Here is a 14,912-nt window from a genome sequence, read left to right as displayed (position 1 = left end):
AAGATACAAAATAAAACGGCACAGAATGTTTCTGTGCCGTTAAAAAGAGGTGAAAATTATTTCAACGTGCTAACCAGCGTTTTACGATCGTTTTCCAGCGTCACGACGCGGGCGCAAACATCTTTGCCAAACTGCTGGAAGTCTTGTTCCTGATTCTTCCATTCGTTCTGAATTGACGTTTGCAAACCACCGAGGCTCCCGAGCACGCCCTGCAACGGGTTACCGCCGCCTTTGAGCACAGCTTTGGCACCCATCTCGTTGATGCTGTCCTGCAAAATGCCGCCCATCGCCTGATTCACTAATTGCTGCCCGTCGGCGCGGACCTGGTCAATCGCCTTATAGTGGAAGGTCAGCCCATCAGTACGATGTTCGATGATGCGGTTCATCTGCGCTTTCAATTGCGCATCCAGCTTGGTTAAGCGGCCACGCATGTTGCTGCTTTCACCGACCTCTTTGGCGATGATTTTGTCCAGCGCCACGCGACCTTTCTCTACGCGCGCTCTGGCACCTTCGTCAATCCACGGCAGGCTGCTACGCAACGCGGCCTGATAATCTTTAGCCTGCTCACGCTGTGCGGCGTTCAGGTTGTACTGCTTACCGTTAAAGGTGACATCGCCGGCCTGGGTAATAACCAGATCGCCGTTTTCGCCTTTCACCTGCACCGTTTGTGGGTTCAAAATCACATCGTCACGTGGGGTGACGCTGCACTGATAATCGGCATGTGCGGCCATCGCCGTGAACGTTAGGACTGCCGCCAGCAGCGTTTTGCGCATCATATCTTTCCCTCAATACAAATCGGGCCGGCATTTGCCGACCCTGTGCTACTTAGTCCCACCAAATATCGAAAAGTTCGCTGGTGCGCACTTCTTCAAGTTTATGCTCTTCCAGCCACTTACGGACGATTGCCTGATGTTCTTCGGTGCATTTGCCGATTTCCTGCAGACAGATCAGACCTTCCCAGGCCAGATAGCCGCTGCCGTCAAAGGCCAGTTTGTTCGGTTCGATAACCTCATCGATAAAGTCATCAACGATTTTATCGACCTGCTCTCCAGATGTACCTTCCGGGAAACGCCATGCAACCGAAAATCCTATTTCCTGGAATTCGTCGATGTGCATTTTTTTACGCAAACGACGGCTACGGTTCTTTGCCATTATTTCACCCTCTCGAACATTAAGTCCCATACGCCGTGGCCAAGACGATGACCACGTTGTTCAAATTTGGTTACCGGGCGCGATTGTGGGCGCGGTACATAATCGTTACTCTCTGACTGGTTTTTATACCCGTCGATAGAGGACATCACTTCCAGCATGTGCTCCGCATACGCTTCCCAGTCGGTTGCCATATGGAACACGCCGCCCAGCTTCAGCTTACTTAAGATATGCTCAGCAAACGGTACCTGAACGATACGGCGTTTATTATGACGTGCTTTATGCCACGGGTCAGGGAAAAACAGCTGAACCATAGATAAAGAATTGTCAGGAATCATTTTATGCAGGACTTCAACGGCATCATGGCACATGACACGCAAGTTCTCGACGCCCTCTTCATGGGCTGAAGCCAGACACGCGCCAACGCCCGGCGAGTGAACCTCGATGCCGAGGAAATTCTGTTCCGGACGCGCTTTCGCCATCGCCACCAGCGAAGCCCCCATCCCAAAACCAATTTCAAGCGTGACTGGCGCATCGCGACCAAACAGCGCAGCGAAATCTACAGGCTCTTCGCTGAACTCAACGCCCATCACCGGCCAGTAGTTTTCCAGCGCGTGTTCCTGCCCTTTCGTCAGTCGCCCCTGGCGACGAACAAAACTACGAATCCGGCGCAGAGGGCGGCCGTTTTCATCAAATTCCGGTGAAATGACGTCGTTCTTCATAAAAGTTTAGTCTGCTGTGTTTGAGTTCTGAAAACGGGCATTATCCAAAGTTAGTTGCCGGATGCAAGTAAAGGAAGAAAGTGAGCAGCGGAAAGTTCCGGTTTACACCCCGTTGCCGCTGTGCTGCAATCTTGCCCCCGGCAATAATGAAACGGTAATCATGCAAGCCTCTCAATTTTCAGCTCAGGTTTTGAGCTGGTACGACAAATACGGGCGCAAGACGCTGCCCTGGCAAATTGACAAGACGCCTTACAAAGTATGGCTCTCTGAGGTGATGCTGCAACAAACTCAGGTTGCCACCGTTATCCCCTATTTTGAGCGCTTTATGGCGCGCTTTCCGACGGTAACGGATTTGGCCCATGCGCCGCTGGATGAAGTTCTGCATTTATGGACCGGACTGGGCTATTACGCCCGTGCGCGCAATTTACATAAAGCCGCGCAGCAGGTTGTGGCGCTGCATGGCGGTACTTTTCCGCAAACCTTTGATGAAGTCGCCGCCCTGCCGGGCGTTGGACGCTCGACCGCAGGCGCGATCCTTTCACTCTCTCTGGGTCAGCATTTTCCGATTCTTGACGGTAACGTCAAACGCGTGCTGGCTCGCTGTTATGCTGTAAGCGGCTGGCCGGGGAAAAAAGAGGTCGAAAAGAAACTGTGGGAACTGAGCGAGCAGGTTACGCCTGCCCACGGCGTTGAGCGTTTTAACCAGGCGATGATGGATTTAGGCGCTATGGTTTGTACACGTTCAAAGCCTAAATGTTCGCTGTGTCCGCTAGAGAATGGCTGTGTAGCGGCCGCCAATGCAAGCTGGGCGCTGTATCCTGGTAAAAAACCCAAACAGACGTTACCGGAACGTACGGGCTATTTTTTACTGCTGCAGCATGATGACGAGGTGTTGCTATCGCAGCGTCCGCCCAGCGGCTTATGGGGTGGTTTATACTGTTTTCCTCAGTTTGACGACGAAGATGGGCTGCGTAAGTGGCTGGCGCAACGGCAAATTAACACAGATAATCTGATCCAACTTAATGCGTTTCGCCATACCTTTAGCCATTTCCACTTAGATATTGTGCCTATGTGGCTTCCCGTGTCTTCATGCACCTCATGCATGGATGAAGGCAACGCGCTCTGGTATAACTTAGCGCAACCGCCATCTGTTGGGCTGGCGGCTCCCGTGGAGCGTTTGTTACAGCAATTACGTGCCGGTACACAGGTTTAACGTAGCGGTCGAAAGAGAGGATTTTTTATGAGCAGAACGATTTTTTGCACTTTCCTGCAACGCGAAGCAGAAGGTCAGGATTTTCAGCTGTACCCAGGCGATCTGGGAAAACGCATTTATAACGAGATTTCTAAAGAAGCCTGGGCGCAATGGCAGCACAAGCAAACCATGCTGATTAACGAGAAGAAACTCAATATGATGAACGTCGAGCACCGTAAACTGCTGGAGCAGGAGATGATCAACTTCCTGTTCGAGGGTAAGGACGTGCATATTGAAGGCTATACACCAGAGTCATAAGAACCGTTGCCGGATGGCGCTGCGCTTATCCGGCCGACGATTTAATCTGGTCCTTGCATATAACAAACACAACACGCACTCCCGGAATGATGAAAAAATATCTCGCGCTTGCCGTTATTGCGCCGTTGCTCATCTCCTGTTCCAGTTCGACCAAAAAAGGCGATTCCTATAACGAAGCCTGGGTCAAGGATACCAACGGTTTTGATATTCTGATGGGGCAATTTGCCCATAACATTGAGAATCTGTGGGGATTTAAGGAAGTGCTGATTGCGGGTCCGAAGGACTACGTAAAGTATACCGATCAGTACCAAACCCGCAGCCACATCAACTTTGATGACGGTACGATAACTGTCGAGACCATTGCCGGAACAGACCCTGCCGGACACCTGCGTCGGGCGATTATCAAGACGTTGCTGATGGGCGATGATCCGGGTTCTATCGATCTCTATTCCGATGTCGACGACATTAAGATTTCCAAAGAGCCGTTCCTGTACGGACAGGTGGTCGATAATACCGGCCAGCCAATTCGTTGGGAGGGACGTGCCACCAACTTTGCCAACTACCTGCTGCAAACGCGACTTAAAAGCCGCAGCAATGGCCTGCGTATCATTTATAGCGTAACGATCAATCTGGTACCAAACCACCTTGATAAGCGCGCGCATAAATACATCGGCATGGTGCGTCAGGCATCGCGTAAGTATGGCGTTGACGAGTCGCTGATTCTGGCCATCATGCAAACCGAATCCTCGTTTAACCCGTATGCGGTCAGCCATGCCGATGCGCTGGGACTGATGCAGGTGGTACAACACAGCGCCGGGAAAGATGTTTTCCGCTCGCAAGGGCGCTCAGGCACGCCTAGCCGCAGCTTCCTGTTTGACCCGGCCAGCAACATTGATACCGGCACGGCTTATCTGGCCATGCTCAACAATGTCTATTTGGGCGGCATTGATAATCCAACCTCGCGTCGCTATGCGGTGATCACCGCGTATAACGGCGGTGCCGGCAGCGTGCTGCGCGTGTTCTCGAATGATAAAATTCAGGCCGCGAATATCATTAACAGCATGTCCCCTGGGGACGTTTATCAAATCCTGACCACCCGACACCCATCAGCTGAATCACGCCGATACCTTTACAAGGTCAATTCCGCACAAAAATCATATCGACGCCGCTAATGTATCCCTCTTCTGGCCGCTTAAACGAGGTTCAGAAGAGGGAAAAGTGTTAACTCCATCACCCTTTTGCCTTGCAATTAGAAATTGTTTGCAAATATTTGTCACAGGTAACAAAAAAAGAGTGCTGCTCGTTGATAGAATCACATCATATAGCCACGGCAAATGTGCCTTTTAAAACATTCATCCGCATTACGGTGTGAGGAAATTAACATGAATCTTAAGCTGCAGCTGAAAGTTCTCTCGTTTCTGCAGTTCTGCTTATGGGGTAGTTGGCTGACTACTCTCGGCTCCTATATGTTTGTCACCCTTAAATTCGATGGTGCATCCATTGGCGCGGTGTATAGCTCGTTGGGGATCGCCGCCGTGTTTATGCCGACGCTGTTAGGGATCGTGGCCGACAAATGGGTCAGTGCGAAATGGGTATACACCATTTGTCACCTGGTCGGTGCCGCAACGCTGTTCGCCGCAGCCGAAGTCACCACGCCAGGCGCCATGTTCTTTGTGATTTTGCTTAACTCACTGGCCTATATGCCAACGCTGGGGCTCATCAACACCATCTCCTACTATCGTCTGCAATCAGCCGGGATGGATATCGTTACCGATTTCCCACCAATTCGTATCTGGGGCACCATCGGCTTTATCATGGCGATGTGGGGCGTAAGCTTCTCCGGCTTTGAACTGAGCCATATGCAGCTGTATATCGGTGCGACGTTGTCTGTGGTACTGGCGCTGTTCACTCTGACGCTGCCGCATATTCCGGTCGCCAATCAGCAGAAAAACCAGAGCTGGTCGTCTATGCTGGGTCTGGATGCCTTTGCGCTGTTTAAAAACAAGCGCATGGCGATTTTCTTCATCTTCTCAATGATGCTGGGCGCGGAGCTGCAGATTACCAATATGTTTGGTAATACCTTCCTGCACAGCTTCGACAACAACCCGCTGTTCTCTGGTAGCTTTATCGTTGAACACGCATCGGTGATGATGTCGATTTCACAGATTTCTGAGACCCTGTTTATCCTGACCATCCCGTTCTTCTTAAGCCGTTACGGTATTAAGAACGTGATGCTGATCAGTATCGTCGCGTGGATGCTGCGCTTCGGCCTGTTTGCCTACGGCGATCCGACGCCGTTCGGTACCGTACTGCTGGTTCTGTCGATGATTGTTTACGGCTGCGCCTTCGACTTCTTCAACATCTCTGGCTCCGTGTTCGTGGAGAAAGAAGTTCGCCCTGAAATTCGTGCCAGCGCACAGGGTATGTTCCTGATGATGACCAACGGCTTCGGTTGTATTCTGGGCGGTCTGGTGAGCGGCAAAGTGGTTGAACACTACACGCTGAACGGTATTACCGACTGGCAGACCGTGTGGCTAATCTTCGCAGGTTACTCGCTGGTTCTGGCATTTGCCTTCGTTGCGCTGTTTAAATACAAACACGTGCGCGTTCCGGCAGGCACGCAGACCATCGCACACTAATCTTTATAATGAAAGAAGGTCACCATCAGGTGACCTTCTTTTTGGCCAGATGGCGCTTATTTCACAACATATCCATACAGACGCTTAATGCCGTCTGCATCCGTCTCACTGTAAACGCCTTGCAGCTCCGGCGAGAAGCCAGGCAGCAGGTTTACACCCTCTTCCAGCGCCAGGAAGTATTGTTGCACCGCCCCGCCCCAGACTTCGCCAGGCACCACGCACAGCACGCCCGGAGGATAAGGCAGCGCACCTTCCGCCGCAATGCGGCCAGCAGCATCACAAATACGCACCAGTTCAACATCACCACGAATAAAAGCGCTGTTGGCATCCTGCGGATTCATCGCCACGGCAGGTAGACTCTCCTGACGGAACATCGCTTTTTGCAGATCTTTCACATCAAAGCTGACGTACAGTGAGTGCATCTCCTGACACAGTTCACGCAGCGTGTAATCCCGGTAGCGCACCGGATACTTGTTGAAGATAGTGGGCAGCACTTCAGCCAGCGGCGTGTCGTTCTCAATGTGCTGTTCAAACTGCGCCAGCATCGCCACCAGTTGCGCCATTTTCTCTGCGCTTTCAGCCGGGGTCAGCAGGAACAGAATCGAGTTGAGGTCGCATTTCTCCGGCACAATGCCGTTTTCACGCAGGTAATGCGCCAGAATCGTCGCCGGAATACCAAACTCAGTATATTGCCCGGTTTGCGCATCAATGCCCGGGGTAGTTAACAACACCTTGCAGGGATCGACAAAATACTGGTCGCGCGCGTAACCGGAAAAACCATGCCACTTCGCGCCAGGCTCAAAGCTAAAGAAGCGACGCTCGCTGGCAATCACCGCCGTCGGATAGGTTTCCCACGGTTTGCCATCAACCACCGGGGGAATAAACGGCTGAATCATCTTACAGCGAGCAATAATCGCTTTACGGGCCTCGATTCCCAGCGCCACGCACTCTGCCCATAGCCGACGACCGCTCTCGCCTTCATGAATTTTGGCGTTAACGTCCAACGCCGCAAACAGCGGATAAAACGGACTGGTGGAAGCATGCAGCATAAACGCGTTGTTCAGCCGCTTATGCGGGCAGAACCGCGCCTGGCCGCGAATGTGGTTATCCTTTTTGTGGATCTGCGAGGTTTGCGAGAACCCAGCCTGTTGTTTGTGTACTGACTGCGTCACAAAGATCCCCGGATCGTTAGCATTAAGCTCCAACAGCAACGGTGAGCTATCGGCCATCATCGGGATAAATTGCTCGTAACCGACCCATGCGGAATCAAACAGGATGTAATCACACAGGCTACCGATCTTGTCGATCACCTGCCGGGCGTTGTAGATCGTGCCGTCATAAGTGCCGAGTTGAATGATCGCCAGACGGAACGGACGCGGCTGGTCAGCCTTTTGTGGCGCAACTTCACGGATCTGCTGACGCAGGTACTGCTCATCAAAGCAGTGCTCATCAATGCCGCCGATAAAGCCAAACGGATTACGCGCCGCTTCCAGATAAACCGGCGTGGCGCCCGCCTGGATCAGCGCGCCGTGGTGGTTCGACTTATGGTTGTTACGGTCAAAAAGCACCAGATCCCCACGCGTCAGCAGCGCATTGGTTACCACTTTATTGGCCGCAGAGGTTCCGTTCAGCACAAAGTAGGTTTTATCCGCGTGGAAAACTTTCGCGGCAAATTTCTGCGCATGTTTCGCTGACCCTTCATGAATCAGCAGATCGCCAAGCTTAACGTCAGCGTTGCACATGTCCGCACGAAACAGATTCTCACCAAAGAATTCGTAGAAATGCCGCCCCGCAGGATGCTTCTTAAAAAACTCACCGTGTTGGTGTCCCGGGCAGGCAAACGTGCTGTTCCCCATTTCGACATACTGGGTCAGCGTGTCGTAGAACGGTGGCAGTAGATCGTCTTCATACTGACAGGCAGCAGTCTCCAGCTCCAGCCACTCCTGAGCCTGACCACGAATGACCGCATTGACTCCCGCTGGCACCTCCACATCGGATTCCGCGAACAGAAACACGGGTAAATGAAAACCTGTGCGTTTAAGCAAAGCAAGGATCCCGCTGCGGCTGTCCGCAACGGTAATGACGACTGCCGCAACGTCAGTAAAATCGGTACTGTCCAACGAGACCACCTGACGATGGCTGGACAGACGAGAGACCAGTTCACCACTGGCGGCAATTTTCATTGATTTCATAAGCGCAATAACCCGTTTCGGGAAAATCAAAAGTCCCGGCAAAGCCGCACTGCTTTGCCCACGAAATGACAGGTCAAACTGGTTACCAGCCCCGACCGCCAGACATCAGTAAAAGCAGATAGCCTCTGATCTTACTGTTATCCTGCAGTGAGCGTGCGCTTACCTCACCGCATGGTGGAAGCGTGAAGATATGTTGCAGGAAGGGGCAAGCGTCGCGCAAAAAGGCGATATGGAAGGCGATGTAGGGGGAATAATTTCATCCCAGGCAGCCCCATTCAGACAGGAGAAAATTCGCGCAATCATGGCACCTTTCACTGACAGGCGCAAGATAAAATCCGGAGCTAAAACCTCACAGATAAACAAACATTTTGTCTGAAATTAGCGGCATAATAATGCAATCTGAAACATATTTTCACCCAGTCAATTGCCTTCAGGATCAAGACGATAATGGGTATGCAGGAGCAAACGTGGTAATCGGACCCTTTATTAATGGCGGCGCCATTTTATTTGGCGGCGTTTTCGGCGCACTACTTAGCCAGCATTTACCGGAGCGCATTCGGGTCTCGATGACCTCCATATTCGGCCTGTGCTCTTTGGGAATTGGTATCTTGCTGGTTATCAAATGCGCCAACCTGCCGGTAATGGTTCTGGCAACGCTGGTTGGCGCGTTAATTGGCGAATTCTGTCATCTGGAGAAAGGGATTAACGCCGCCGTAGCCAAAGCACAGCAGCTTTTCACCCGTTCGGACGCCAACGCAACGCATGAATCATTTATCCAAAGTTACGTGGCCATCATCGTGCTGTTTTGCGCCAGCGGAACCGGGATCTTCGGGGCGATACATGAAGGCATGACCGGCGATCCAAATATATTAATCGCGAAATCGTTTCTTGATTTCTTCACGGCCATCATTTTTGCCTGTTCGCTGGGGATCGCGGTCTCTGCCATTTGTGTGCCGATGCTGGCAATCCAGTTGACGCTGGCCGCCTGCGCGGCGCTGATTTTACCCCTGACCACGCCTGCAATGATGGCTGATTTCAGCGCTGTAGGCGGACTATTGCTGCTGGCAACCGGTTTACGTATTTGCGGCATCAAAATGTTTGCCGTCGTAAATATGCTTCCGGCCCTGCTGCTGGCAATGCCGCTTTCCGCCGCGTGGACGGCATTTTTTGCCTGAGAATGCGTGCAATAGCAGCAATGTGGTGATAGATTGTGCAGTCTGCATTGATTTGAAGAAATTTCGTTGACGAAGCGAAGCGAATCGGGTTTAATGCGCCTCGTTGCCCGGATAGCTCAGTCGGTAGAGCAGGGGATTGAAAATCCCCGTGTCCTTGGTTCGATTCCGAGTCCGGGCACCACTATTTAAAGAACCCGCCCAAAAGGCGGGTTTTTGCTTTTGGAGAAGCGGACTCTCCATCGAACTCCGTTCGATTATTCGCCGCCAGCGGCTCACCCCTTCGGGGCCAGCGCGACAAGCACGCTGTTCAACGCCTACGGCGTTAGTCCGAGTCCGGGCACCACTATTTAAAGAACCCGCCCAAAAGGCGGGTTTTTGCTTTTTGGGGAATAGAATCTAATCCCTTCCCGTAGCGCTTTCTTTCAATAGCATATAGCGATTAAGAAGCTGATTAATCCGCATATCGAGCTGCTGATACAAAGCGGGTGATACACTCCCCTGCTTTTTTAATTCGTCATCTATTTGACGCAATAACTCTTCTGTCGGCGGCGTTTGGTCAAGCTGGCGGCGGATAGTGAAAATGGCTGATTTCAGCTCCGACCCCGTCAGATATTTACCTTTGCGTTCATCAAGCATATTTAGCCGGGCGGTTAACGCGTCCAGACCCTGCTGGGCATCATGCCAGTTTTGCAGAGCGCTTTCCGGCAACGCTTCCGTGGTTAACGCTTTCTGTAACCCACTAACGAATGTCGTTGTCTGCGATTCCTCCGGCCACAGGGTGACTAACTGCTGCGCTAATGATGCGGCATATTCTCTCGACCACAAAGGTGACAGGTCATGTAAAACGTCCAATTGCCCTTGCGTTGCGGCAATTATTTCCTGCTTCTGTTCCTTCAAATCTGAAGATTGCCTCAACGTGGACAATTGCTCTGGCGTCAGCATCTGCGGCAATGGCTTCACCAGTTCATATCCGTCGGCGCGCATATGAGTGATACCAAGAAAAGCGCCTGTACTTACGACCGCAGTCACCATGACACCGATAGCAAACCCCAACCACATCCGTCGGGTTCCATGTGCGGTTTGAGTAGCAAAAACCGTTGCGCTCGATTGCTCTGATGACACAGGTTCATTAACCACAAAGACCAACTGTGGGACTGACGTTTCAACGTTAATGGTCGCACCTGAAGCCGGTATCATCACAGCGCCCGCTCCCGAATCCGCTTCAGCCTTCTCCAGACGCAAAGCAGCATTGTGCATCCAGGTAACCACTGCCTCCAGTTTACTCAGCGCTTTCAACTCAAGTCGCTGCAGCACTTCGCAGGCATGTTTTAAACTCTGTTCAACCCGATATACCATTGATAAATCAGCATATGACAGCGTCAGCGTACGCAATTCTTGCTGTAAACGGGCAGACAGCCATGCAAGAACCTCAACGCGGGCATGCGTCTGCTGCGGCCATATAGCACTCCAGTGATGCGTCAATAAGGCTTCCATAAGTTCCGCGCCTTCGGCAAGCCCTACCAGGCCCGCATTACGTATTCTGCCGACGGTATACCAGGCCAGGGTTTGCAGTTCGACGCCGTTATGACGAAACAATGTCAGGCTTAACTGTTCAACCTTGTGCCAGTCAACATCCGGGCGCGCGGGGTGAGTCAGTTTGCTGATTTCATCGCGTAACTGCCCGAACTCCGTAAAAGCACGCGGGTCGCCACCGGTGATGATGCGATTCTTTTCCATGTCAGTACACTCTCGTCTCAAGCCAGCCCTGCTTCTTAAGATGACGAATAAGCACCCGCCCCTCAGGGGTAAAGTCAGTGCCATAGCGAACAATGCCCAGGTCCTGCAGTTCAGCATCGATTGCATAACGCAAATGCCCCGGCGCTTCCTGCTCCTGCATCGTTACCTGAATACCTTTTAGTCGCGGTTCATATTTCAATAAAACCTGAGAAAGTATGCTGATAAGCTGATGCGCCGTTCCTGGCATCCCCTGGAGGATTTTGGTCATATCCGGCAGACCGTAGTCGGGCAAATGTTTGAGGCTACCGGCACGAGTATTCAAAATCCGCTGCATATTATCGAGGACGGACAAAATGACCTGCGTGTTTTCACTCACTGCGTGCAAAGGAAAACCACCGGAAAAATTACCCAGCAAGATGTCATAAAGAGAAGGCCGTTTAGTCATTACTCGTCCTCCTGCGTCAGGAGAATCAGAGCCTGAGAATTTAATTCAATCACTCGCGCCTTATCAGGATCGAGATCTTCACGACCTAACACAACACGCCATGAATCCTCAGACTGATCGGGAGAAATGAACATTCCCGCCACGCCAACATATTGCGCTTCCTTTTCGAGTGGAATATCGACTGTTACACTTTCACCAGGACGTACCCGAATATCTTTCTGAGCCAATAAATCTGCTTTCACCGCCGTGCTGTCTTGCGCAAATAAAGACTGATAGTTTGCCGAATCAAATGCTTTACGATCTCTGAGTTGGTAAATACGGACGACAGTTGAAAGCGCGATACCCTGCGCATTTTTATTAGCGGCTTCTCTGGCGGAAAGATCCAAATGCAATGTTTTAATTTCCTTATAAAAAATTGACTTCGTTAATGACACTGCGCCTTCAGATACTTTTTGTGTCAGACCACATCCGGTTACCAGACTGCTCATTGCGGTTATTACGGCAAAATTAATAGCGATAATCGCCAGTCTCATCGGCTTCCCTCCGCTGATCGTGTTGACTAAGGCTCTGCCAAAGCCCAAGTGTAATCGTTATGAGTTGATTCTTCGTTTCGGGATTATCCAGACGCATTACAGCCGTTCGGCCGAGCTGTACTGCGCGTTCGCTTTTATTACTGGTAAGTTGAGCATCCGGAAGCGCCGAGCGAGGAATCCGTAATTGCAGCCTCGCACTCACTCTGGCACCTAAATAAACGTGCATCAGCGCGAGAAAATCATGGTAAAGCTGACCACCGGGTAACCAGCCACGAACCTCATCGGGAGCATCCGTTGTCAGAGTAATTAGCACCTGGCTGTTAATATCTACGGCGCTATGCCCCATCACCGGACGAGAATGAAGGCTAACGGGTTGCCGTGTACTCATTTTTAACGCCTTATCCAGCAGGATTAAGCGTTTATCATGAGGGGTCACGGTGATATTTGTTGTTGGCGATAATAAAGAAACCAGCGCGGATATTCCTTCCGCCGTGCGAGTTGGCATTCTCATTATTCCTAACAGCGCCAAAAAACGCGATAACGGGGTCTCGGTTTGTTTACCACATCCCGGAATCCCCAACCCGGTTAGCCCCAGTAAATATTGCGATGTTTCATCTGTACCGCCCGGGCGAAAGGTCGCTGGATAGCTATATTTACGCCAGATTCGATAAAACTGCGTAATTAAGCGGTGATTAAAAATATCCAGAAACTCAGCGGCAACGTCTGAGCCTTCCTGACGCTGGGCGATATCATCCTGATAGGTTGTCGGCAGCGGCGATTCCACACCATACAACCCCATAAAAGTGACCCGAACCGTTGGCGGCAGTGTGGGTTGTTGCGGATCATATGCTGCACTTTTTAGCTCCCCCGCCGGGAAGCCCATTCCCGGATGAGGGCGAAAACGAATGGCATCGAAGCGCGGGCTTTGTTGGCTTCCGGGACAGGGTGCTTGTGGACCCCACTGTTCCAGCAACTGGCAGAAACGATAAAAATTGGTACGGGGCAGGTTTTCACCAAGGCTATTTAGCAGCCGGGTAGCCGCTGATTGTGATTCTCTTTCCATCGCAAGCTTTTCCCTGCCGGCTGTATGATTAAAGTAAGCTGATTAAACAAATGAATATCCGCATACAATGCAAAAAAGCGGTTAAGCATTTCTCCAAACAGATGGATATCGCCCTCACCGGTAAATCCGTTCTCATCAAGCGTTATTTCGATGTCCACCCCTCGTAGTAGAAATCCTTTTTCAAAGCGCTGTATTTCATGTTGTTGAACATCCATGATCGCATCCAGACGACGATAATTAAGCTCATCATCCTGCCAGTTATAGAGAGACAACGTTCCTTTCAGCACTTCAGCGCTGGCCATCATATTCAGAAAGCTGGATCCCAAGTGACTCAACACTCGCCAGTGAAAACGATCCTCAGCGGGAGGGTAAGCGGGGAGAGTCGGTTTACACAGATTACGCACGGCAAGCGGCGTCTGGAGGATCTGCTCGCAACGATTAAGCAATGAACTCTGCAACGCTCGTCTGGGTAGCTGACCGTTTGTGCCGGTCACTTTCAAAGACACGGTTTCATACTCAGCCAGACGATCCCGCTCCCAGGCATCTCCTCCGAGTATAAGCCAGGTATCATACAATCCGGATACGCCGCGTCTGACGCGAGTATGGTAGTAACGTTCAGGCGCATTACGGCGCATCATGCCTCCCTTGTGGCGAAAGCTGGTAAAGGGGACATAGACGGCATTACGCGTTCGCTGCGAACCTGAAACCGCATCCACCGAATAAATTTCCGTGTGGCCATCCTGCAATCTGCGCGGACGCAGCAAATATTCGCTTTCAAGCCCATTAACCACCAGCGGATCGGCTTCCAGAGTGAAGAGATTAATAACCGGAACGCAATGAAGACGGATGTTATCACTCCCCAGAGGAAGCTCAGAACTCCACTGTTGAGTCAGTACAGCTTCTATTTCAAAACACGTTATACCGGCAGGAAACGTTACCTTTTCCAGGCCGTTAAGATGGACAAACATAAATTTTTCGCGGAACGTAAAATACTCAAGCAATAATTGCCAACCGCCAAACGCCGTATCGCCTTTTGCCCATAAACTGTCTTCACTGGCAAATCCGCCCGGGGAAAAATACCCCTCCAGTCGAATACGTTCTACGCTATTGGGAAGTCTCAAATAAAGAGAGGCCAGACGCTTTGTCAAAGCAAGGTGCAGCGCGTGGGTCACCGGTGCGTCGCCGCTCAGATAAAGACTGAGGCGCGTCAGATCGGTTTGCGACCAGTCCATCTGTGGATTGCACTTTATTCGCATACGGATGGCCGAGCGTCCGTCAGGTTCGGCATCAATATTCACCACCGTGACAGACAGTGGATTGAGCGTGACGGGCTGAGTAGTACGATACTGACATACCGTTTTTTTAGGGCCAACTGGCTGGGACAATACACCAAACCCCGCATTGATCCGTTCGCTCATTTTCAGTACATCAATATCAGGTAAAAGCTCGACAATACTTAAGGAGGGAATGGTACGTAAATAATGTGGCCACAGCAGGCTCATTAAGCCTTCGGTAAATTCAGGGAGATGATCATCGATTTTGGCGCGCAAGCGTCCCATCGAAAATGCAAAACCTTCAAATAATCGCTCCACATACGGATCGGGAATGCCGACTTTATCCAGATCCAGCATCGCTGCACGATCCGGATGCGCCTGCGCAAACTCTTTTGCCGCTTCCCTTAAATAACGCATTTCCGCGTCATAATAACGCAGAGTTAAATCTTCCATTTTACAGTTCGCTTTTTTAG

The 14,912-nt window shown here is 51.2% G+C and carries 14 protein-coding genes and 1 tRNA gene; 6 read left to right on the top strand and 9 right to left on the bottom strand.

Going from position 1 to position 14,912, the window contains the following annotated elements:
• Positions 1-56 precede the first annotated feature (56 nt).
• The 3 genes from M4I31_RS03900 to trmB are packed head-to-tail and all read right to left on the bottom strand — an operon-like array spanning position 57 to position 1,871.
• On the bottom strand, positions 57-776 hold the full coding sequence (locus tag M4I31_RS03900; protein ID WP_038633622.1) for a DUF2884 domain-containing protein: 720 nt from the start codon (positions 774-776) through the stop codon (positions 57-59).
• Positions 777-825: 49 nt separating this feature from the next.
• Positions 826-1,152 carry a YggL family protein gene (locus tag M4I31_RS03895; protein ID WP_038633626.1) on the bottom strand — a complete coding sequence of 109 codons (327 nt, stop codon included), beginning with the start codon at positions 1,150-1,152 and terminating at the stop codon, positions 826-828.
• A complete protein-coding gene (gene trmB / locus M4I31_RS03890; protein WP_038633629.1) occupies positions 1,152-1,871 on the bottom strand; it encodes a tRNA (guanosine(46)-N7)-methyltransferase TrmB in 720 nt (239 codons plus the stop codon). The genes M4I31_RS03895 and trmB overlap by 1 nt, the downstream gene beginning before the upstream one ends.
• A 160-nt stretch (positions 1,872-2,031) precedes the next feature.
• Here trmB and mutY point away from each other — a divergent pair, with 160 nt between their 5' ends.
• The 4 genes from mutY to M4I31_RS03870 all read left to right on the top strand — a co-directional run bounded on the left by mutY (position 2,032) and on the right by M4I31_RS03870 (position 6,020).
• Positions 2,032-3,084 (top strand): A/G-specific adenine glycosylase, encoded by a 1,053-nt coding sequence (mutY, locus tag M4I31_RS03885; protein ID WP_085048925.1) that lies wholly within the window; start codon positions 2,032-2,034, stop codon positions 3,082-3,084.
• Positions 3,085-3,111: 27 nt separating this feature from the next.
• Positions 3,112-3,381 (top strand): oxidative damage protection protein, encoded by a 270-nt coding sequence (locus M4I31_RS03880; protein WP_003027126.1) that lies wholly within the window; start codon positions 3,112-3,114, stop codon positions 3,379-3,381.
• Between the two features lie 86 nt (positions 3,382-3,467).
• Positions 3,468-4,553, top strand: coding sequence for a membrane-bound lytic murein transglycosylase MltC (mltC, locus tag M4I31_RS03875; RefSeq protein ID WP_129694833.1), 1,086 nt, complete (start codon positions 3,468-3,470; stop codon positions 4,551-4,553).
• 210 nt (positions 4,554-4,763) lie between these two features.
• Positions 4,764-6,020, top strand: a complete 1,257-nt coding sequence (locus tag M4I31_RS03870; protein WP_069324795.1) for a nucleoside permease — start codon at positions 4,764-4,766, stop codon at positions 6,018-6,020.
• 56 nt (positions 6,021-6,076) lie between these two features.
• Here M4I31_RS03870 and M4I31_RS03865 read toward each other — a convergent pair whose 3' ends face one another.
• Positions 6,077-8,212: an ornithine decarboxylase gene (locus M4I31_RS03865; protein WP_085048747.1), complete on the bottom strand. Its 2,136-nt coding sequence runs from the start codon at positions 8,210-8,212 to the stop codon at positions 6,077-6,079.
• A gap of 467 nt (positions 8,213-8,679) precedes the next feature.
• On the opposite strand from M4I31_RS03865, the gene M4I31_RS03860 reads away from it, so the two are divergent.
• Together M4I31_RS03860 and M4I31_RS03855 are read left to right on the top strand one after the other, a co-directional pair.
• A complete protein-coding gene (locus M4I31_RS03860; RefSeq protein ID WP_038633642.1) occupies positions 8,680-9,387 on the top strand; it encodes a DUF554 domain-containing protein in 708 nt (235 codons plus the stop codon).
• A 105-nt stretch (positions 9,388-9,492) separates the two neighbouring features.
• Positions 9,493-9,568: transfer RNA gene (locus tag M4I31_RS03855), tRNA-Phe, on the top strand.
• Positions 9,569-9,783: 215 nt separating this feature from the next.
• Here the strand turns inward: M4I31_RS03855 and M4I31_RS03850 are convergent.
• The 5 genes from M4I31_RS03850 to tssF are packed head-to-tail and all read right to left on the bottom strand — an operon-like array spanning position 9,784 to position 14,892.
• A complete protein-coding gene (locus M4I31_RS03850) occupies positions 9,784-11,124 on the bottom strand; it encodes a VasL domain-containing protein (protein WP_085048746.1) in 1,341 nt (446 codons plus the stop codon).
• Between the two features lies 1 nt (position 11,125).
• Positions 11,126-11,569, bottom strand: coding sequence for a type VI secretion system baseplate subunit TssE (gene tssE / locus M4I31_RS03845; RefSeq protein WP_085048745.1), 444 nt, complete (start codon positions 11,567-11,569; stop codon positions 11,126-11,128).
• The gene (gene tssJ / locus M4I31_RS03840) at positions 11,569-12,102 is read right to left on the bottom strand and encodes a type VI secretion system lipoprotein TssJ (protein ID WP_085048744.1); all 534 of its coding nucleotides are present in this window, start codon (positions 12,100-12,102) and stop codon (positions 11,569-11,571) included. The genes tssE and tssJ overlap by 1 nt, the downstream gene beginning before the upstream one ends.
• Positions 12,077-13,165, bottom strand: coding sequence for a type VI secretion system baseplate subunit TssG (tssG, locus tag M4I31_RS03835; protein ID WP_161668221.1), 1,089 nt, complete (start codon positions 13,163-13,165; stop codon positions 12,077-12,079). The genes tssJ and tssG overlap by 26 nt, the downstream gene beginning before the upstream one ends.
• Positions 13,126-14,892: a type VI secretion system baseplate subunit TssF gene (gene tssF / locus M4I31_RS03830; RefSeq protein WP_085048924.1), complete on the bottom strand. Its 1,767-nt coding sequence runs from the start codon at positions 14,890-14,892 to the stop codon at positions 13,126-13,128. The genes tssG and tssF overlap by 40 nt, the downstream gene beginning before the upstream one ends.
• Between the last annotated feature and the right edge of the window lie 20 nt (positions 14,893-14,912).

This window comes from Citrobacter sp. XT1-2-2 (genome assembly GCF_023516235.1).
GTDB lineage: Bacteria > Pseudomonadota > Gammaproteobacteria > Enterobacterales > Enterobacteriaceae > Citrobacter > Citrobacter werkmanii.
The sequence above is the reverse complement of the archived record's forward strand: the minus strand, read 5'-3'. Positions and strand labels throughout refer to the sequence as shown.

Bases quoted from the DNA above. Each gene is read 5' to 3' on its own strand.
- M4I31_RS03900 (WP_038633622.1), bottom strand. From the start codon at position 776: ATGATGCGCAAAACGCTGCTGGCGGCAGTCCTAACGTTCACGGCGATG.
- M4I31_RS03895 (WP_038633626.1), bottom strand. From the start codon at position 1,152: ATGGCAAAGAACCGTAGCCGTCGTTTGCGTAAAAAAATGCACATCGAC.
- trmB (WP_038633629.1), bottom strand. From the start codon at position 1,871: ATGAAGAACGACGTCATTTCACCGGAATTTGATGAAAACGGCCGCCCT.
- mutY (WP_085048925.1), top strand. From the start codon at position 2,032: ATGCAAGCCTCTCAATTTTCAGCTCAGGTTTTGAGCTGGTACGACAAA.
- M4I31_RS03880 (WP_003027126.1), top strand. From the start codon at position 3,112: ATGAGCAGAACGATTTTTTGCACTTTCCTGCAACGCGAAGCAGAAGGT.
- mltC (WP_129694833.1), top strand. From the start codon at position 3,468: ATGATGAAAAAATATCTCGCGCTTGCCGTTATTGCGCCGTTGCTCATC.
- M4I31_RS03870 (WP_069324795.1), top strand. From the start codon at position 4,764: ATGAATCTTAAGCTGCAGCTGAAAGTTCTCTCGTTTCTGCAGTTCTGC.
- M4I31_RS03865 (WP_085048747.1), bottom strand. From the start codon at position 8,212: ATGAAATCAATGAAAATTGCCGCCAGTGGTGAACTGGTCTCTCGTCTG.
- M4I31_RS03850 (WP_085048746.1), bottom strand. From the start codon at position 11,124: ATGGAAAAGAATCGCATCATCACCGGTGGCGACCCGCGTGCTTTTACG.
- tssE (WP_085048745.1), bottom strand. From the start codon at position 11,569: ATGACTAAACGGCCTTCTCTTTATGACATCTTGCTGGGTAATTTTTCC.
- tssJ (WP_085048744.1), bottom strand. From the start codon at position 12,102: ATGAGACTGGCGATTATCGCTATTAATTTTGCCGTAATAACCGCAATG.
- tssG (WP_161668221.1), bottom strand. From the start codon at position 13,165: ATGGAAAGAGAATCACAATCAGCGGCTACCCGGCTGCTAAATAGCCTT.
- tssF (WP_085048924.1), bottom strand. From the start codon at position 14,892: ATGGAAGATTTAACTCTGCGTTATTATGACGCGGAAATGCGTTATTTA.